Source organism: Hydrogenophaga sp., assembly GCF_050250835.1.
Taxonomy (GTDB): Bacteria; Pseudomonadota; Gammaproteobacteria; order Burkholderiales; family Burkholderiaceae_C; genus Hydrogenophaga.
On sequence record NZ_JBFWNX010000011.1, the window covers coordinates 96,493 to 115,066 of the forward strand.

The following is an 18,574-nucleotide window of genomic DNA, read 5'->3' on the forward strand; positions in this document are numbered from 1 at the left end:
TCCTATGACCACTCAGCGTCGGTGCAACAACCACAGGGGTGCGGCTGGAACGGATGCGACGGATGGGCGGCGTTGACATTGCGGCGTGAAACGCCGCGGGGTTGAGTGAAAGAACCATCTGGCATGCGGGCTGGGAAAACCCGGCGGTGCCATTTGGGCCATCTGCCAAGAAACTGGCCAACGATCAGGTGCGCTCAGTTTCCTGAGAACACCGTCCTGCCCTGCCACCAACTCAAGACCTGCTGCACCGATTCCTCGATGTCCAGCCCGGAATTGTCCAGTTGCAAGGCGTCTTCGGCGGGCTTCAAGGGTGCGTGCAGTCGGGAAGAATCCCGCTGATCGCGCGCCTTCAGGTCCGCCAAAAGACCGTGGATGTTAGCAGCAATTCCCTTTGAAATCAACTGCTTATGGCGTCGCTCGGCACGCTGCTCGGCCGAAGCGGTGAGAAACACCTTCAGCGGCGCGTCGGGAAAGATCACCGTGCCCATGTCGCGCCCGTCGGCCACCAGCCCGGGCAGGCGCCGAAAGCCGTGCTGCAAGCCCAGCAGAGCGTCGCGCACGGCTTGAACAGCGGAAACGCGCGAAGCGGCCATGCCCGCGGCTTCTGAGCGCACGGCGTCGGTCACGTCCTGTCCGTCCAGCAAGGTGCGCTGGCTCTCGAAACGCACATTCAAGCCTGCGGCCAGTTCGCCCAGGCGCCGCGCCAGGTTCGCGTCCTTGAGGGCGTCATCGGCGGTGGACAGGCCGGCCTTGGCGGCCGCCAGGCCCACCAGGCGATACAGCACGCCAGAGTCCAGCAAGTGGTATCCCAGGCGATCTGCGACTTCGGCCGACAGCGTGCCCTTGCCTGAGGCGGTGGGCCCATCCACGCAGATCACCGGGATGTGCCGTGTTTCTGCCTGGCTGACCTCGAACAGGGTCTCGAAGTAGTCGGGAAAGGTCTTGCCCACGCACTTGGGGTCTTCGATGCGGATGGGCAGACCGGCGGGGTTGAAAGTGGCCAGCGAGAAGCACATGGCCACCCGGTGGTCGTCGTAGGTGTGGATGGCTTGCGTGCGCCAGTGGGTGGGGCCGGCCGGCGGGGTGATCCGGATGAAGTCCGCGCCTTCCTCCACCGAGGCACCGAGCTTGCGGCACTCGTTGGCCATGGCGGCGATGCGATCGGTCTCCTTCACGCGCCAGCTGGCAATGTTGCGCAGCGTGGTCGTGCCCTCGGCATACAGCGCCATCACGGCCAGCGTCATGGCCGCGTCGGGGATGTGGTTGCAGTCCAGGTCGATGGCCTTGAGTGGCCAGGCGCCACGCCGGATGTGCAGCCGGTTGGCTTCGCCCGAGACATCGGCGCCCATCTGCCGTGCGGCCTCCACGAATCGGATGTCGCCCTGGATGGAAGACAGGCCCACGCCTTCGATGGTGATGCCGTCGGTACCTGGAGTGGCCGGCGCAATCGCGCCCAGGGCAATGAAGTAGCTGGCCGAGGAAGCATCGCCTTCCACGGCGATCTGCCCCGGTGATTGATAGCGGCTGCCGGCAGGAATGGTGAAGCGCTGCCAGCCATCGCGTTGTACGTTCACGCCGAAGCGTTCCAGCAGGTTCAGCGTGATCTCGATGTAGGGGCGCGAAATGAGTTCGCCCACCACTTCGATGACCACGTTCGCCTCCTGCGCCACCAGCGGCAGGGCGAGCAGCAGCGCGGTGAGGAACTGGCTGGACACATCACCGCGCACGCGGATGGCCTGGTCCAGCGCCAGGGCATGCGCTTTCCCGTCGCCAAGCCGCAAGGGCGGGTAGCCCTCCTGGGCCAGGCATTGCACCGGGCAGCCCAGCTGGCGCAGCGCGTCGACCAGGTCGCCGATGGGACGCTCGTGCATGCGGGCGATGCCGCTGAGATCGAAAGTGCCGCCATGGCGCGCGGCCAGCAGTGCGAGCGAGGCCGTCAGCGGTCGCATCGCCGTGCCAGCGTTGCCCAGGAACAGGCTGGCCTCGCGCACGGGAAGATGCCCACCGAGCCCATGAACGCGGAGCGCCCCGCCAGGGGAGGACTCCATTCGGCAGCCCAGCTGGGCCAGGGCCTTGAGCATCACTCGGGTGTCGTCCGAGTCGAGCAGGTCCAGCACGTCGGTGTGGCCCGTGCTCAATGCAGCCAGCAGCAGCACGCGGTTTGAAATGCTTTTGGAGCCCGGCAAGCGCACGCGCCCGCCCGCGCTGCGCAGCGGCGGAATGTCGAGATGAGCGATGGAGTACATGCGCGAGGAAATGCGGCCGGCGCCAAAGGCGACGCTCAGCTTCGGGGCTTGATGGCGGTCATGCGCCAGCGCGCGCGGGCGCTGCTGGCCTGCTCGATCAGGGCTTCGAGGGCGTCGGGGTTGTCGGCGTTGATGGCGGTTTCCAGCGCATGCAGGGCACGCTGGAAATGCCGCGACTGCGCCAGCAGCTCTTCGCGGTTGGACATGAGGATGTCGCGCCACACGGCAGGCTCACTGGCAGCGATGCGTGTGAAATCGCGGAAGCCGGGGCCAGCCAGCGTGAGGAAGTCCTGGCCTGACGCCTGGCCCTGTATGGCGTTCATGAGCGCAAAGGCCACCAGGTGCGGCAGGTGGCTCACGGCGGCGTATGCCGCGTCATGCGCTTCGGGCGTCATCTGCTTGACCTGGCAACCCATGGCGGTCCAGAGCTGTTGGGCTTTCTCCAGCTGCCTGGGCAGGGTGCGCTCGATCGGCGTGAGAATCACCTGGCGGCCGTGATACAGGTCGGCGTCAGCGTGTTCCACACCGGCCACCTCCTTGCCCGCGATCGGGTGTGCCGGCACGAATACGCCGACCTGGTCGCGCAACACACGGCGTGCGGCGTCGATCACTTCGCGTTTGGTGGAGCCCACATCCATGATCAGCACGTCGCCACGCACCAGGTGGCGAATGGCCTTGAAGGTGGCTTCCGTGGCGGCCACCGGGACCGCCAGCAGCACCAGATCGGCACCCGATACCGCAAGCAGGGCGGAAGGTGCCTCGACGTCGATCACGCCGAGCTGGCGCGCTCGCTCGGTGGTGGATGGAGACTTGCTGTAGCCCACCACACGCTTCACGAGCCCGGCGCGCTTGAGGGCCAGCGCGAAGGAGCCACCCATCATGCCGCAGCCGATCAATCCCAATTGTTCAAACATAAGCTTCCAGCATGAGTGCCGCAGGGCCGCCCCAAGGCACGAGAGCCCCCTCGGGGGGCAGCGCAGTACACGAAGTGACGAGCGTGGGGGTCATGAGTGCCGCAGGGCCGCCCCAAGGCACGAGAGCCCCCTCGGGGGGCAGCGCAGTACACGAAGTGACGAGCGTGGGGGTCATGAGTGCCGCAGGGCCGCCCCAAGGCACGAGAGCCCCCTCGGAGGGCAGCGCGGTACACGAAGTGACGAGCGTGGGGTTCATGAGTGCCGCAGGGCCGCCCCAAGGCACGAGAGCCCCCTCGGGGGGCAGCGCGGTACACGAAGTGACGAGCGTGGGGGTCATGAGTGCCGCAGGGCCGCCCCAAGGCACGAGAGCCCCCTCGGGGGGCAGCGCGGTACACGAAGTGACAAGCGTGGGGGTCATTCCGTCACCGGGTACGCGCCCAGCACCTTGTAGAAAGCACACAGCCCCTGTAGCTCTTGTAGAGCGGCAGCGACGTGCGGTTGCGACGGGTGGCCGGCGATGTCGATGTAGAAGTAGTACTCCCACTGCCCGGACTTGGCCGGGCGCGATTCGAAGCGCGTCATGGACACGCCATTGTTCTTCAGCGGCACGAGCAGGTCGTGCACCGCGCCAGGCCGGTTGGGCACAGAGACCACCAGGCTGGTGCAATCGCGGCCCGAGGCCGGTGGCATGGCCAGCGTCTGGGGCAGGCTGATCACCGCGAAGCGGGTGCGGTTGTAGGCTTCGTCCTGTATGGCATGCGCAACGATGTGCAGGCCGAACTGGGCGGCCGCTCGCTCGCTGGCCAGGCCGGCCCAGGCCGGGTTGGTGGCCGCGAGCCGAGCGCCCTCGGCGTTGCTGGAAACGGCGCGTCGCTCTGCGTTGGGCAGGTGCTGCGAGAGCCAGTTCTGGCACTGCGCGAGTGCCTGGGGATGCGCCATCACCACCTCGATGCCGTCGAGCTCATTGATTTGGCGCAGCAGGTTGTGGCGGATCAGCAGGCTGACCTCGCCGACCACATGCACCGGCGAGCGCAGGAACAGGTCCAGTGAGCGGGCAACCACGCCTTCGGTGGAATTTTCCATGCCCACCACGCCAAACTGGGCCGTGCCCGCGGCGGTGGCGTGGAAGACCTCGTCAAAGTTGGCGCAGTAGATCAGGTTGGCCGCGCTGCCAAAGAATTCAATAGCCGCCTGTTCGCAGAAAGTGCCCTGCGGACCGAGCACGGCCACGCGTTGCGGTGCTTCCAGCGCCAGGCACGCCGACATGATCTCGCGCCAGATGGAGGCCACGTGCTGATTGAGCAGCGGCCCCTGATTGGCACCCTGGATCTTCTCGATGACCTGGGCCACTCGGTCGGGACGAAAGAACGGCGAACCTTCCTGGCGCTTGATCTCGCCGACCTGCTCTGCCACGTGCGCGCGCTGATTCAGCAAGGAAAGCAGTTGCTGGTCCAGCGCGTCGATCTGCACGCGCAGGCCGGCCAGGGCATCGGACTGGGTGGGCTGGGTCATCGTGGTCAGGCCTGTGTTTTTTCGAACTGTCGCATGTAGCCTACCAGCGCCTGGACACCTTCCAGTGGCATGGCGTTGTAGAGGCTGGCGCGCATGCCACCCACCGACTTATGACCCTTGAGCTGCAGGAGTCCAGCGGCCTTGGCGCCAGAGAGAAATGCTTCGTTGCGCGACTCGTCGCGCAGGAAGAAAGGTACGTTCATGCGCGAGCGGCAGTCGCGCGCGACTTTGTTTTCGTAGAACTGCGAGCCGTCGATGTAGTCATAGAGCAGTGCAGCCTTCGCCACATTGCGCGCCTCCATCGCCGCCACACCGATGCGATCCCCTTCGGTCTGTTGCTTGAGCCACTGGAAAGTGAGGCCAGCCATGTAGATCGCATACGTCGGCGGCGTGTTGTACATCGAGCGGTTGTCGGCCACCGTCTTGTAGTCGAAGGCGCTTGGACAGATGGGCAGCGCATGGCCCAGCAAGTCTTCACGCACCACGACCAGCGTGAGGCCTGCCGGCCCAAGGTTCTTCTGAGCACCGCCAAACGCCAGACCCACGCGTGACCAGTCCACAGGGCGCGAAGCCACGTGCGACGAAAAGTCGATCACCAGCGGGGCGTTGGAGCCGAGCGCCTTCAGATCGGGCAGGTCGTGCACCTCGATACCGTTGATGGTCTCGTTGGTGCAAAGGTGAACGTAGCTCGCCCCTGCGTTGAGCCGCCAGGTGGCAGGAGCGGGCAGGCGGGTGTGACCATCGGCTTCGTTGCTGGCCGCCACTTGCGTCTGCGCGTACCGGCGGGCTTCCTTAAGGGACTTCTGGCTCCAACTGCCGGTGACCACGAAGTCCACCGCCTGGCCGCGCGAGAGATTCATGGGCACGATAGCGTTCTCGGCCAGTCCGCCACCCTGCATGAACAGGATGCGAAAGTTTGCTGGTACCGCCAGCAGCTCCCGCAGATCGGCTTCCGCGGCTTCGAGAATTCTGCCGAACTCTTGTCCTCGGTGACTCATCTCCATGACGCTCATGCCGCAACCTTGCCAGTCGAGCATTTCGCTGGCGGCTTGTTGCAGCACTTCGGCTGGCATGGCCGCCGGCCCGGCGGAAAAGTTGTAGGGCCGAGGTGTCACGGCTCGCTGCCCGGCTCTTCGAGCTCGCCGGCTTCCCCTGCATCCGGCACGTTGGCGTCGTTCTCCACGATGCGCTGCAGGCCCGAGAGCTCCGAGCCCTCGTCCAGCGCAATCAGCGTCACGCCCTGCGTGGCCCTGCCCATCTCGCGGATCTCGGAGACGCGCGTGCGCACCAGCACACCTTTGTCGGTGATCAGCATGATCTCGTCGTCGGCATGGACAAGGGTGGCGGCCACCACCTTGCCGTTGCGCTCGCTTTGCTGAATCGCAATCATGCCCTTGGTGCCCCGGCCGTGACGGGTGTACTCGGTGATGGGCGTGCGCTTGCCGAAGCCGTTGACGGTGGCGGTGAGCACGCTCTGCTGCTCGTCCTCGGCCACCAGCATGGCGATCACGCTCTGTGTGTCCTCTATCAGCATGCCGCGAACGCCACGTGCGTTGCGACCCATGGGGCGTACGTCGTTCTCGTCGAAACGAACCGCCTTTCCGCCATCGCTGAACAGCATCACGTCGTGCTGCCCGTCCGTGAGCGCCGCGCCGATCAGAAAATCGCCCTCGTCGAGGTCCACGGCAATGATGCCGGCCTTGCGCGGGTTGCTGAACTCGTCCAGCGCGGTCTTCTTGACGGTGCCCATCGAGGTCGCCATGAACACATATCGGTCCGAGGGGAAGCTGCGCATCTCGCCCGTGAGCGGCAACACCACGTTGATCTTCTCGCCCTCCTGCAGAGGGAACATGTTGACGATGGGACGGCCGCGCGAACCGCGCGAACCTGCGGGCACCTCCCACACCTTGAGCCAATACAGGCGGCCGCGGTTGGAGAAGCACAGGATGTAGTCGTGCGTGTTGGCAATGAAGAGCTGGTCGATCCAGTCATCTTCCTTGGTGGCCGTGGCCTGTTTGCCGCGCCCACCGCGTTTCTGGGCGCGGTACTCCGAGAGCGGCTGGCTCTTGATGTAGCCACTGTGGCTGAGCGTGACCACCATGTCGGTGGGAGTGATGAGATCTTCGGTGGCCAGGTCTTGCGCGTTGTGCTCGATCTCGCTGCGGCGCGCGCCCAGCTTGGTCTGCCCGAACTCTTGCTTCACCACGGTGAGTTCGTCACCAATGATGGTGGACACTCGCTCGGGCTTGGACAGGATGTCGAGCAGGTCGTCGATCTCACCCATGACTTCCTTGTACTCCGCGACGATCTTGTCCTGCTCCAGACCGGTCAGGCGCTGCAAGCGCATCTGCAGGATTTCCTGCGCCTGGGTTTCGGAGAGCCGGTACAGACCGTCGCCCCCCATGCCGAATTCCCGCTCCAGGCCTTCAGGACGGTAGTCATCGGCGTTGATCACGCCGCCGTCGGAGCGCGTTCGAGTCAGCATTTCGCGCACCAGCTGGCTGTCCCAGGGGCGCGCCATCAGCTCGGCCTTGGCCACCGGTGGGGTTGGCGATTCGCGGATGATGCGGATGAATTCGTCGATGTTGGCCAGGGCCACGGCCAGGCCCTCCAGTACGTGACCGCGCTCGCGCGCCTTGCGCAGGTTGAACACCGTGCGGCGCGTGACCACTTCACGGCGGTGCTCGAGGAAAACCTGGATCAGGTCCTTCAGGTTGCACAGCCTGGGCTGACCGTCGACCAGCGCCACCATGTTGATGCCGAAGGTGTCCTGCAACTGCGTCTGCTTGTACAGGTTGTTGAGCACCACTTCAGGCACTTCACCGCGCTTGAGCTCGATCACCAGGCGCATGCCCGACTTGTCGGACTCATCCTGTATGTGGCTAATGCCCTCGATCTTCTTCTCGTGAACCAGTTCGGCGATGCGCTCCTGCAGCGTCTTTTTGTTCACCTGGTAGGGGAGTTCGTCGACGATGATGGCCTGGCGCTGACCACGATCAATGTCTTCGAAATGGCATTTGGCCCGCATGACGACGCGGCCCCGTCCGGTGCGATACCCGTCCTTCACGCCGTTGATGCCGTAGATGATGCCCGCCGTGGGAAAGTCGGGTGCCGGAATGATCTCCATCAGCTCGTCGATGGACGCCTGTGGGCTTTTCAGAAGGTGCAGGCAGGCATCGACCACCTCGTTGAGGTTGTGCGGCGGGATGTTGGTGGCCATGCCCACTGCAATGCCGGCAGACCCGTTCACCAGCAGGTTCGGCAGGCGCGATGGCAGCACGAGCGGCTCTTTCTCCGAGCCGTCGTAGTTGGGACCGAAATTGACGGTTTCCTTGTCGATGTCGGCCAGCATCTCGTGCGAAATTTTCGACAGACGGATTTCGGTGTAGCGCATCGCGGCAGCGTTGTCACCGTCGACCGAACCGAAATTGCCTTGCCCGTCCACCAGCATGTGGCGCAGAGAAAAATCCTGTGCCATGCGCACGATGGTGTCGTACACCGCGCTGTCGCCATGCGGGTGGTATTTACCGATGACATCGCCCACGATACGGGCCGACTTCTTGTACGGCCGGTTCCAGTCGTTGTTGAGCTCGTGCATTGCATACAGCACGCGACGATGTACCGGCTTGAGGCCGTCGCGAGCGTCGGGCAAAGCCCGACCCACAATCACACTCATCGCATAGTCGAGGTAGCTGCGCCGCATCTCCTCTTCAAGACTGATGGGCAGGGTCTCTTTGGCGAACTGGGTCATTTGCGGTGGCTTGAGTGCGGGAGTGGGCCGAAAGGCAACTCATGATTTTAAGGTGCGCGTGTGCACTGGCCTGGCCTGACATTTTGTTGTGTCACGACAACGGATGATGCAACAGGGGAGTTCGTCCTACAGAGCCGCAGTGGGCGTCCCGGTTGGGGTATCGGCGCTTGTGGCACAATAAATTCCAGCGTTTTTAGTGGTGGTCACTACAAGCGTCGTTCTTGTTACGCAGTCTGTCTGCGGCTTATATAGAGGAAAACCATGAAAAAACTCAACAAAGTGGCAATGCTGTTTGCAACCGCCGCCATGGCAACCGCCGCCGGCGCTCAAACCATCGACAACTGGCGCAACGGCACCAGCGAGCTGGTCTGGAAAAACGGTACCAATGAACTTTGCTGGCGCGATGCCAGCTGGACGCCTGCCACCGCCGCCAAGGGCTGCGACGGCGCGATCGTTCCCATGGCTGCACCGGCCCCGGCACCTGCCGCCGCACCGGCGCCCGCACCTGCCGCTGCGCCTGCTCCTGCACCGGCTCCCGCACCCGCACCGGCGCCTGTTGCCTCCAAGGTGACCTACGCTGCCGACGCATTCTTCGATTTTGACAAGGCCGTGCTCAAGCCCGAAGGCAAGGCCAAGCTGGACGATCTGGCTGGCAAGGTCTCCGGCATCGCCCTGGAAGTGGTGATCGCCGTGGGTCACACCGACTCCACCGGTGCCGCTGGTTATAACCAGGCTCTGTCCAACCGCCGTGCCGAAGCCGTCAAGGCCTATCTGGTGAGCAAGGGCATTGAAAGCAACCGCATCTACACCGAAGGCAAGGGCCTGACCCAGCCGGTGGCCGACAACGCCACCCGCGAAGGCCGCGCCAAGAACCGCCGCGTGGAAGTGGAAGTGGTCGGTACCCGCAAGAACTGATCCTGTTCAGCTTCGACCCTGAAAACCGCGCTTAGGCGCGGTTTTTTCTTGGTGCGCCCGGCACGGGCGCACTCTTGCGGGTGCAAGTCCCGCCGTAAGTTGGTCACGATGAACGAAGCGAAGCGCAACTCCATGAGGGTGACCGAGTGTGGGGAGGAAGCGTGGAGCGAAGCTGCAAGCTGATGAGGCAAGAGCGAAAGCGCGAAGGACCGAACGAGAGCGAGTGACCGAGGACACGCGGATGTCAAAGGCCATGCGTCAGATGCCGGAGCGATCCGGGCGGGCAAGCGCAGCGCACGGTGAAGCCGTGCGCGATCCTGCCAGCGACGAAGCCTGCGGCCCGCCGCGTGAACACCAGGGCACAGGGTCGGCAAGGTCGAAGGCGGGGGCTGGCACCCTGCTGGAGGCGGCGCTGACAAGAGAGAATCTGCAAGCGGCGTGGAAGCGCGCGAGGGCCAACAAGCGTGCAGCGGGGGTGGACGGGCTCGACATCGAGCAGACGGCCGCCTTGCTGCAAACGAGTTGGCCACCGACTGCGCGCCATCCAGCTCAAGCACTGGAAGCGGGGAGCACCATCTACCGCGAGCTCAAGGCGTTGGGGGCCACGCACGACGTCGCCAAGCATGTGGCGGTCAATGGCCGGCGCTGGTGGCGCAACAGTGCGAAGCTGCTCAACAGCGTGCTGACCATTGCGCACTTCGACCGATTGGGCGTACCCCGACTCTCCTGACCTCAAACTCTCGAACCGCCCGGTGCGGACTCGCATGCCGGGTGGTGTGGCAGGGGCGCCTCCTGGGATGGAGGCCCCCTATGCCGATTGCTGACGATAATCCGTTCATGAATCCAAACATCAATGCAGATCCCGCCGAACTGGCCAAGTTCTCGGACCTTGCCCATCGCTGGTGGGATCCTGAAAGCGAGTTCCGACCGCTGCATCAGATCAACCCATTGCGGCTGGGCTGGATCGAAGGACTGGTGCCGTTGGCCGGCAAGACGGTGGTGGACATCGGTTGTGGCGGTGGCATTCTGTCGGATTCGATGGCTCGCAAGGGGGCCAGCGTGCTGGGCATAGACCTTTCCTCGAAGGCTCTGCGGGTGGCGCAGTTGCATGCCCTGGAGGCAGCGACCGCCAACGTGCGCTATGAGGAGATCAGTGCCGAAGCATTGGCCTTGGAGCGCCCTGGGGAATTCGATGTAGTCACCTGCATGGAGATGCTGGAGCACGTGCCCGATCCGTCTTCGGTGGTCAAAGCTTGCTCAGCGCTCGTCAAACCGGGCGGCTGGGTCTTCTTCTCCACGATCAACCGCAATCCCAAGTCCTTTCTGTTTGCGATTCTTGGCGCGGAATACGTCCTGCAGCTGTTGCCCAAAGGCACACATGAGTTCGCCAAGTTCATTCGTCCCAGCGAAATGGCGGGACATTGCCGCGCTGCCGGCCTGGAGCTATTGCAGACCCGAGGCATGGAATACAACCCACTGACGCGGCGCTACTGGCTGAGTGGTGACACCAGCGTGAACTACCTGTTGGCCACGCGCCGTCAATGACGGAGCATTTTTTCCGAGGTGTTCGCGCGGTGCTGTTTGATCTCGACGGCACCCTGATCGACAGCGCTCCGGATCTTGGCGCAGCGGCTGATGGCATGCGATTGACTCGTGGCATGTCCTCGTTGCCGCTGGATCGCTACCGGCCTCTGGCGGGTTCGGGCGCCCGAGGCATGCTGTACGCCGCATTCGGCATGACGCCGGAACACGCCGACTATGCTGCATTGAAGGACGAGTTTTTCATTGCCTATTCGCAGTGCCTGCTGGAGCGCACCAGGCCCTTTGACCAAGTACATGAGATGCTGGGTTTGCTTCAGGCCCGAGGCATGCCGTGGGGCGTGGTCACCAACAAGTCGGAGCGCTTCACAGGGCCGATCACCAAGGCGATGCCCCTGTTCGCAGCGGCATCGGTCATCATCAGCGGCGACACGACTCCCCATTCCAAGCCGCATCCGGCACCTCTGCTGGAAGCCGCGAGGCGGATGTCTGTGTCGCCGATCGAGTGTATTTACGTCGGAGACGACGAGCGCGACATACGGGCCGGGCAAGCGGCCGGCATGCGAACCGTGGCGGCGCGGTACGGCTACCTGGGCGCAGGGGCGAATGTGGCGGCCTGGGGAGCCAGTGCCGAAGTATCTTCGCCGCTGGAGCTCTTGAATTTGCTGGAAGTGCCTTAAACTTGCCTGCTTGGGGCTGCACCGGTTTCGACGTGGGTTCGGACGCGCAGCAGGGCATGTCGAGGTTCTGTCACCTCGTAAATCCGCAGAAAAAAACCAACTGCAAACGACGAACGTTTCGCACTCGCCGCTTAAATACCGGTGAGCCTCGCAACAGCAGGCCGATGGGCTGGGCAAGGGGGTCGCAAGACCTCCCGGCTGCGAGGATATTTACATCGGCTGGCTTTGCGTCGGGCACCTTGACGCAGAGTGAGACTCAAGGATGCTGGCTTCCCGTTTAGCGTGCCACTGCGCGACTCGGGCGGCGAGACTCAAAACAGACGGCTACACATGTAGAACTGCTCGAAGAAGGCTTGCGGACGGGGGTTCAAATCCCCCCAGCTCCACCATTCATTCAGCCGCCGCATGGTCTTGGCGGCCCGCAGGGTCAAGGGTTACGGCTCCTGTTCCGCGTTGGATCGACCTGACCGCGCGCGCAAGCGCTTTCGACGGGTCCAGCGGGTGTTCAGAGTCCAGATCCCGCTGATCAGAAAGTACACCGTCAGGCCACTCACGCTGGCGATGATGGCGAGTCCCACAGCCAGGGGCTTGCCCACCCTGCGCAAGTGTTCGAGCCAGTACGCCAAGCGGCCACGCCAACCTTTGCGTTGAACCTCCTGCGGCTCATCGTGCGCGCCCGCCAGCAGCTGCTGGGCCTCGCTTTCCGAGACCGCTCTTTTGCCGAGCACCAAGTTGCCCAGGCGGTAGGCGCCGTAGTACACCGGACCGAACGTCACCGGGTTGGTCACCATGGTGCTGGCCACTGCCATGGGCAGGTTTGCCCGCAGGATGACTGCCAGGGCGGCGGAGACAGGAATCTGCGCGACGGGAATCAGCAGGCCAAAGAAAATGCCCAGCGCCACACCGAGCGCAATGCCTTTGCGGCTGAAGTGCCAGAGACTGGGGTGCTGTATCACGGGCCCCATCCATCGCAGCCAGCGGCTCTTGTGCAGTGTCTCCGGTGTGGGGAGCCATTTCCTGAATCGTTCTCTCATCCGTGTGGCCCGGTGGATCGTGTTTCGAGCGGCGACAATCCCCCGATCATGATGCAGTTGCAGGACATTCTTTTTTCTCAAGGTTTTGGCACACGCCGGATCTGCAGTGGCCTGATTCAGCAAGGCCTGGTTCTGGTGGGCGAGGATGCCGCGCCATGCACCGATCCCGCAGCGGCCTTTGCCGAAGAAGGTCTCGTGTTTCGCGTGCAGGGTGAGTTGTGGCACTACCACGCCATGGCGTATTTGATGCTGAACAAGCCCGCAGGTTTCGAGTGTTCTCAAAAACCCAGCACCTATCCCAGTGTCTACACCCTCCTGCCCGGACCCTTGCGCATGCGGGGTGGCGGTGCAGCCGCAGGTGTTCAGGCGGTCGGTCGGCTCGATCAGGACACCACCGGGCTGCTGCTGCTTTCGGACGATGGCAAGTTCATCCACCGCATGACCTCGCCGCGCCACCATGTGCCCAAAGTCTACGAGGCGCAGGTGAAGCACCCTCTGGACGAACGGCAGTTGAAGAGATTGCTCGATGGCGTGGTGCTGGATGACGATCCCAGGCCGGTGCGCGCGCAGGCTTGTTCAGCGATGAACGAACATCACTTGCGCTTGACCCTGACCGAAGGCAAATACCACCAGGTCAAGCGCATGGTGGCGGCAGTGGGCAACCGGGTGGAGTCCTTGCACCGTTCCGAGATCGGGAATCTGGTGTTGGGCCCGGAGCTGTCAGAGGGGCGTTGGCGCTGGCTGACCAGCGACGAGGTGCTGGCGCTGACTCAGAAGGCGGTGAAACCTTAGAGCAGATCGCCCTTGCGGCTGTCCAGGGGCATGAGGAAAGAGTTTTCCTGCCACTGCGAGTTGAAGTCGCTGCGCGGAAAATCGCTGCGCGGCTCGCCAGTCGTGCTGTTGGGCCAATTGGACAACGGGCCGAAGTCGCTGTTGCGGTTGCTGCGTTGGCGGGTGAGGACGGTGCGCAGGTTGGCTTGCGCTGCGATGATGGCGCGCTCTTCCATTTCGCGTTCGCGCATCGTCTGGCTCAAGGTCGATTCGCCCAGGAATTCGGCGCGAATTTCGGCGACCGTAGGCAGGCTATTGGATCGAACCACCCAGTAGGGCAGGCCGCACTGGGTGAGCAGAGAGTGTTTGAGGGTGCGCGTGCTGCGTGGCAGGCCGGCGCTGCCCGGCACGTCCAGACAGCCCAATACGCGGCCGTCGGAACGGCAAACAGTGAAGGTGCAATACACGCCACCGAGCAGCTTGTACCATTCCATGCCCTGTTCCTTGTCGCGCGGCAGCGTGAACCGCGTGACTGGCAGCTTGATCATGACGTGGTGGTCGTAGAAGGCGCGGGCCAGCCAGTGCCAGACCCGGGCTTCTTCGCTGTTGGCCAGGGCGCGTGTGCTCAGGGGCCAATGCTTGGGGATTCGCCTGCGCTCACGAGCCTGCCGGTCCGTCCACCAGCGGTGCAGCAACGCACCCAGGGCCAGCAGAGCGGGCGCGAGCACGGCGAGCAGCCATGGATTGGTCCAGTTGTTCATGGTGGTGAGGTCAGGTCGATCAATTTGTATCAAAGTGTAGGGGTTGTCCGGCAAAACGGCGCGTTCTGTCGCTTGCCCGCACGAGATTGGCGTGAATTCCTTGGTGTTTGAGCCTCCTTTGCACGGTTTTGATCGTGGCCGGCGCGTTTGGGGCGCCCGCAGCACGGTTACAAGTTCTCAAGGCACGGTGTCCAGGAACGAGCGCACGGCGGCCGTCAGCGCCTCGGGTTGATCGCGATGCGGGCTGTGTCCGCAGTTGTCGAGCACGACACGGCGCGCCTGCGGTGCGGCGGCTTCGATCGCACGCAATTGCTCCAGCGTGCCGTATTCGTCGCCGATGCCCTGAATCAGCAGAAGGGGGGCCTGGATCTTTTGGCATTCCGGTCGAATGTCGAAGCCGGAGAAACCCGGGCTGAGCCAGACGTCGTTCCACTGCCAGAACGCGTTGTCCACATCGGTGTGGTAGCGCGCCAGACGCTGCCGCAGCCCGCCCTGGTTCTCAGGATCGCTTTCATACAGGCGCCGGGCCTCTGCAATGGCCCGCAGGGCCATTTCTTCCACCACGACATGCGGCGCCATGGCCACGCAGGCCGCCACCGGGTGACGGCTGGCATACAGCAAGGCGATGGTGGCGCCGTCGGAATGGCCGATCAGCACTGGCGGCTGTGAAAGACCCAGGCGCTCCAGCAGCGCGGGCAATACGTGCCAGGCCTCGCGGTGCATGTAGTCGGGACCGTGCCTGCCCCGGGTCCAGAAGCCGTCCTGAACGGTTGCGCCTCGCACGTCGGGAACGGGGTCTGATCGCCCGTAGCCACGCCGCGAGTACACCCAGCCGGCTCGTCCACTCGCAGCGCAAAGTTCGTCGGGCCAGTTGCGTCCTCGCTGGCGCCACATCGCCACGCTGCCCAGGCCCTCGTGCAGGAAGACCAGTGGCGGCCGGTTGACAGGGCCATGGATGTAAGCGAGCTCCAGGCCGACACCTTCGATTTCGATGCGGTTCATGCGCAGATCGTACCCATCCCGGTCACTGGAGCGATGTGCGATTGGATGTATTCTTGCCGTCATGTCACAGCTCTTCGATTCCTTCTGGCGCGCCGTGGTGTATTGCGTTCACCCTCGAGTGATCGCGTTGTCGTTTCTGCCGCTCATCCTGATGGTGGCGCTGTCGTTCGGCCTGGGCTACTTTTTCTGGGAAGGAGCCGTGGCCTCAGTGGCTGCCTGGCTCGAAGCCTTCGGCATGGTGCAGACTTTCCTCTCCTGGCTTGAGCAGGTGGGGGCCGGGTCCTTGCGCATGGTGTTCGCGCCACTGCTGGTGCTGGTGCTGGCCACGCCGCTGATCGTGCTGCTGTGCTTGCTGCTGGTGGCCATGTTCATGACGCCGGCCATGGTCGATATGGTTGGTCAGCGCCGCTTTGCCGGGCTGGAGCGCAAGCACGGGGGATCGCTGGTGGTCAGTGTGCTGTGGTCTCTCGGGTCCACGCTGCTTGCCGTGGTGGTGCTGGTGCTCTCCATGCCGCTGTGGCTGGTGCCGCCGCTGGTGTTGATCCTGCCGCCACTGATCTGGGGCTGGCTCACCTACCGCGTGTTTGCCTTCGATGCCTTGGCCACACATGCCAGCAGCGATGAGCGAAAGATGATCATGCGCGAACACCGGGGCTCCCTCTTGCTCATGGGCGTGCTCAGTGGCTACCTGGGCGCGGCGCCGAGCCTGCTGTGGGCTTCGGGTGCGATGTTCATCGCGATGGCGCCCGTGCTCGTGCCCGTGGCGATCTGGATCTACACACTGGTGTTCGCCTTTGCCTCGCTGTGGTTCGCGCACTACTCGCTGGCGGCGCTGCAGCGGCTGCGGGCGAAAGTGCCGGTGGAGATGGTGAGCCCTGAGCCCCATGCGCCCCTGATGCCCCTGCCCGGACCCACCGGGACGCCACCCAACCCGCTCACCACCGATCCATGACGTCCGCATTTGGCCTGATCATCGTCGGCGACGAAATCCTCTCCGGCAAACGCAGCGACAAGCATTTGCCCAAGGTCATCGAGTTGCTCTCGCAGCGAGGACTGTCGTTGTCCTGGGCACGACTGGTCGGCGACGAACGCGACCGCATCACCGACACATTGCGCGAGGCATTCGCCGGCAGCGACGTGGTGTTCTGTTGCGGAGGCATCGGCGCCACGCCCGACGATCACACGCGGCAGTGCGCTGCCGCCGCTCTCGGCGTGGAACTGGCCCTGCACCCGCAGGCGCGCGACCTGATCGAGGCGCGCATGCGTGACATGGCCGCAGAGCGGGGTGAAGTGTTCGATCCGACCCGCGCCGACAACGTACACCGCTACAACATGGGTGTGTTTCCGGTGGGCGCGCGCATCATCCACAACCCTTACAACAAGATCCCCGGCTTCAGTTGCGATGGGGCGGGCGGCGCCACGGTGCATTTCCTGCCCGGGTTCCCGGTGATGGCTTGGCCCATGATCGAGTGGGTGCTGGACCACCACCACCTGCATCTCCAGCGCCAGGGGGTCTGGCTGGAGCACTCGGTGATTGTTTTTGGTGCCATGGAAGCTGCACTCACACCGCTCATGGAGCAGATCGAGGCGGCTCATCCCGTAAAGGTGTTCAGCTTGCCCAGCGTGGACCATCCCGAGTTCGGTCGGCACATTGAACTGGGCGTGAAAGGGGCTGCCGCGGCGGTCACGGCCGCATATCAAGACCTGCTCGCCGGCCTGCGGGCACACGGCGCCAACACGGGCCCTGAAATGGTGCGAAAGTAAATTGCACCATTCTGGGGCGTCCCTGTGGAGTGCACCGTCCAAGGGCATTCGTCTCGGGACGGTCAGGGCTTGGTGCATACGGAGGCCGGGATCTCACCGGTTTGCCTGTCCGGTGACCCTTTGTGGCGCATGGCCTGCGCCATAATTCGGGGCGCCAGTCGATGCAGCGCCTGCAAGGTGCCCGCTGGTGGCACAAATACTGCTTGAATGCAGCGTCGTTTTCAATTTCCAACTCACCCAGCTACAGGAGTATTTGATGGCCAAGACCGTCGCAGACGTGATGCAGATCGTGAAGGACAACGAAGTCAAGTTTGTCGACTTCCGCTTCACCGACACCCGAGGCAAGGAGCAGCACGTGACCGTGCCCGTGTCCCACTTCGATGAAGACAAGTTCACCTCGGGCCACGCGTTCGACGGCTCCTCGGTGGCTGGCTGGAAAGGCATTGAAGCCTCGGACATGCAGCTCATGCCCGACCCCAACACCGCCAATATCGACCCCTTCTTCGAAGAAACCACGCTGTTTCTGCAATGCGATGTGATCGAACCGGGCGACGGCAAGGCCTACGACCGCGATCCGCGTTCCATCGCCAAGCGCGCCGAAGCGTATCTCAAGGCCTCCGGCTTGGGCGACACCGCCTTCTTCGGACCGGAGCCCGAATTCTTCATTTTTGACGGCGTGCGCTGGAGCAACGAGCCCGGCCGCGTGATGAGCGAGATCGAGGAATACGAAGCGCCATGGAACAGTGGCGCCAAGCTCGAAGGTGGCAACCGCGGCCACCGTCCCACCGTCAAGGGCGGCTACTTCCCCGTGCCTCCGGTCGACAGCACGCAGGACATGCGTGCCGAGATGTCCCTGATTCTGGAATCGCTGGGGATCCCGGTTGAAGTGTTCCACCACGAAGTGGCGGGTGCAGGCCAGAACGAGATCGGCACCAAGTTCAGCACGCTGGTTGAGCGCGCTGACTGGACGCAGGTGCTCAAGTACGTCGTGTGGAACGTGGCCAATGCCTACGGCAAGACCGCGACCTTCATGCCCAAGCCCTACGCCGGCGACAACGGCAGCGGCATGCACGTTCACCAGTCGATCTGGAAGGACGGCAAGAACCTGTTCGCTGGCGACGGCTACGCCGGCCTGAGCGATTTCGCCCTGTACTACATCGGCGGCATCATCAAGCACGCGCGCGCCCTCAACGCCATCACCAACCCGGGCACCAACTCCTACAAGCGCCTGGTCCCCGGCTTCGAGGCTCCGGTGAAGCTGGCCTATTCGGCCCGCAACCGCTCGGCATCCATCCGCATCCCGTACGTGGCCAACCCCAAGGGCCGCCGTATCGAGGCGCGCTTCCCCGATCCTTCGGCCAACCCCTACCTGGCTTTCTCGGCCCTGATGATGGCAGGCCTGGACGGCGTGGAAAACAAGATCCACCCGGGCGAAGCCGCCACCAAAGACCTCTACCACCTGCCGCCGGAAGAAGACAAGCTGGTGCCCACCGTGTGCCACAGCCTTGACCAGGCGCTGGAGTACCTGGACAAGGACCGCAGCTTCCTGACCAAGGGCGGCGTTTTCACCGACTCCATGCTCGATGCCTACATCGAACTCAAGATGGGTGAGGTCACGCGTTTCCGCATGGCGCCTCACCCGGTCGAGTTCGACATGTACTACAGCCTCTGATGAGGGTGCCCGG

At 63.8% G+C, this 18,574-nt stretch carries 15 protein-coding genes, 1 other RNA gene and 1 pseudogene; 9 read left to right on the forward strand and 8 right to left on the reverse strand.

Annotated features, from left to right (window positions below):
- Nucleotides 1–194: 194 nt before the first annotated feature.
- The 5 genes from AB7F11_RS14650 to gyrA form a co-directional block, all read right to left on the reverse strand.
- Nucleotides 195–2,246, reverse strand: coding sequence for a bifunctional 3-phosphoshikimate 1-carboxyvinyltransferase/cytidylate kinase (locus AB7F11_RS14650; RefSeq protein WP_428291767.1), 2,052 nt, complete (start codon nucleotides 2,244–2,246; stop codon nucleotides 195–197).
- A 35-nt stretch (nucleotides 2,247–2,281) separates the two neighbouring features.
- Complete coding sequence (locus AB7F11_RS14655) at nucleotides 2,282–3,160, reverse strand: prephenate dehydrogenase (protein WP_428291766.1); 879 nt, start codon at nucleotides 3,158–3,160, stop codon at nucleotides 2,282–2,284.
- A 414-nt stretch (nucleotides 3,161–3,574) separates the two neighbouring features.
- On the reverse strand, nucleotides 3,575–4,672 hold the full coding sequence (gene pheA, locus AB7F11_RS14660) for a prephenate dehydratase (RefSeq protein WP_428291682.1): 1,098 nt from the start codon (nucleotides 4,670–4,672) through the stop codon (nucleotides 3,575–3,577).
- 5 nt (nucleotides 4,673–4,677) lie between these two features.
- The gene (gene serC, locus AB7F11_RS14665; RefSeq protein ID WP_428291684.1) at nucleotides 4,678–5,745 is read right to left on the reverse strand and encodes a 3-phosphoserine/phosphohydroxythreonine transaminase; all 1,068 of its coding nucleotides are present in this window, start codon (nucleotides 5,743–5,745) and stop codon (nucleotides 4,678–4,680) included.
- A gap of 38 nt (nucleotides 5,746–5,783) precedes the next feature.
- Nucleotides 5,784–8,423 (reverse strand): DNA gyrase subunit A, encoded by a 2,640-nt coding sequence (gene gyrA / locus AB7F11_RS14670; RefSeq protein WP_428291681.1) that lies wholly within the window; start codon nucleotides 8,421–8,423, stop codon nucleotides 5,784–5,786.
- Between the two features lie 261 nt (nucleotides 8,424–8,684).
- On the opposite strand from gyrA, the gene ompA reads away from it, so the two are divergent.
- The 5 genes and pseudogenes from ompA (at nucleotide 8,685) to ssrA (ending at nucleotide 11,946) form a co-directional block, all read left to right on the forward strand.
- The gene (ompA, locus tag AB7F11_RS14675) at nucleotides 8,685–9,338 is read left to right on the forward strand and encodes an outer membrane protein OmpA (protein ID WP_428291680.1); all 654 of its coding nucleotides are present in this window, start codon (nucleotides 8,685–8,687) and stop codon (nucleotides 9,336–9,338) included.
- Between the two features lie 515 nt (nucleotides 9,339–9,853).
- Nucleotides 9,854–10,068 (forward strand): annotated as a pseudogene (locus tag AB7F11_RS14680) (group II intron reverse transcriptase/maturase); the annotation flags it as partial.
- A 107-nt stretch (nucleotides 10,069–10,175) separates the two neighbouring features.
- On the forward strand, nucleotides 10,176–10,883 hold the full coding sequence (gene ubiG, locus AB7F11_RS14685; protein ID WP_428291683.1) for a bifunctional 2-polyprenyl-6-hydroxyphenol methylase/3-demethylubiquinol 3-O-methyltransferase UbiG: 708 nt from the start codon (nucleotides 10,176–10,178) through the stop codon (nucleotides 10,881–10,883).
- Nucleotides 10,880–11,557 (forward strand): phosphoglycolate phosphatase, encoded by a 678-nt coding sequence (gph, locus tag AB7F11_RS14690; protein WP_428291679.1) that lies wholly within the window; start codon nucleotides 10,880–10,882, stop codon nucleotides 11,555–11,557. Before ubiG ends, gph begins: the two co-directional genes overlap by 4 nt.
- 12 nt (nucleotides 11,558–11,569) lie before the next feature.
- Nucleotides 11,570–11,946: a transfer-messenger RNA gene (gene ssrA / locus AB7F11_RS14695) on the forward strand.
- A 45-nt stretch (nucleotides 11,947–11,991) separates the two neighbouring features.
- On the opposite strand, the gene AB7F11_RS14700 is transcribed toward ssrA, so the two are convergent.
- A complete protein-coding gene (locus tag AB7F11_RS14700) occupies nucleotides 11,992–12,591 on the reverse strand; it encodes a DUF2062 domain-containing protein (protein WP_428291157.1) in 600 nt (199 codons plus the stop codon).
- A gap of 51 nt (nucleotides 12,592–12,642) precedes the next feature.
- On the opposite strand from AB7F11_RS14700, the gene AB7F11_RS14705 reads away from it, so the two are divergent.
- Nucleotides 12,643–13,383 carry a pseudouridine synthase gene (locus AB7F11_RS14705; protein ID WP_428291182.1) on the forward strand — a complete coding sequence of 247 codons (741 nt, stop codon included), beginning with the start codon at nucleotides 12,643–12,645 and terminating at the stop codon, nucleotides 13,381–13,383.
- Here the strand turns inward: AB7F11_RS14705 and AB7F11_RS14710 are convergent.
- Both AB7F11_RS14710 and AB7F11_RS14715 read right to left on the reverse strand, forming a co-directional pair.
- Complete coding sequence (locus AB7F11_RS14710) at nucleotides 13,380–14,123, reverse strand: hypothetical protein (protein WP_428291158.1); 744 nt, start codon at nucleotides 14,121–14,123, stop codon at nucleotides 13,380–13,382. The two genes, AB7F11_RS14705 and AB7F11_RS14710, sit on opposite strands and share 4 nt — an antisense overlap.
- Nucleotides 14,124–14,300: 177 nt before the next feature.
- The gene (locus AB7F11_RS14715; protein WP_428291159.1) at nucleotides 14,301–15,125 is read right to left on the reverse strand and encodes an alpha/beta fold hydrolase; all 825 of its coding nucleotides are present in this window, start codon (nucleotides 15,123–15,125) and stop codon (nucleotides 14,301–14,303) included.
- 61 nt (nucleotides 15,126–15,186) lie between these two features.
- Between AB7F11_RS14715 and AB7F11_RS14720 the strand changes: the two genes are divergently transcribed.
- The 3 genes from AB7F11_RS14720 (at nucleotide 15,187) to glnA (ending at nucleotide 18,561) form a co-directional block, all read left to right on the forward strand.
- Entirely contained in the window at nucleotides 15,187–16,077 is an 891-nt protein-coding gene (locus AB7F11_RS14720; protein WP_428291160.1) for an EI24 domain-containing protein, read from the forward strand.
- Complete coding sequence (locus AB7F11_RS14725; RefSeq protein ID WP_428299957.1) at nucleotides 16,074–16,889, forward strand: competence/damage-inducible protein A; 816 nt, start codon at nucleotides 16,074–16,076, stop codon at nucleotides 16,887–16,889. The genes AB7F11_RS14720 and AB7F11_RS14725 overlap by 4 nt, the downstream gene beginning before the upstream one ends.
- A 256-nt stretch (nucleotides 16,890–17,145) precedes the next feature.
- Nucleotides 17,146–18,561: a type I glutamate--ammonia ligase gene (gene glnA / locus AB7F11_RS14730; RefSeq protein WP_428291162.1), complete on the forward strand. Its 1,416-nt coding sequence runs from the start codon at nucleotides 17,146–17,148 to the stop codon at nucleotides 18,559–18,561.
- Nucleotides 18,562–18,574: the final 13 nt, after the last annotated feature.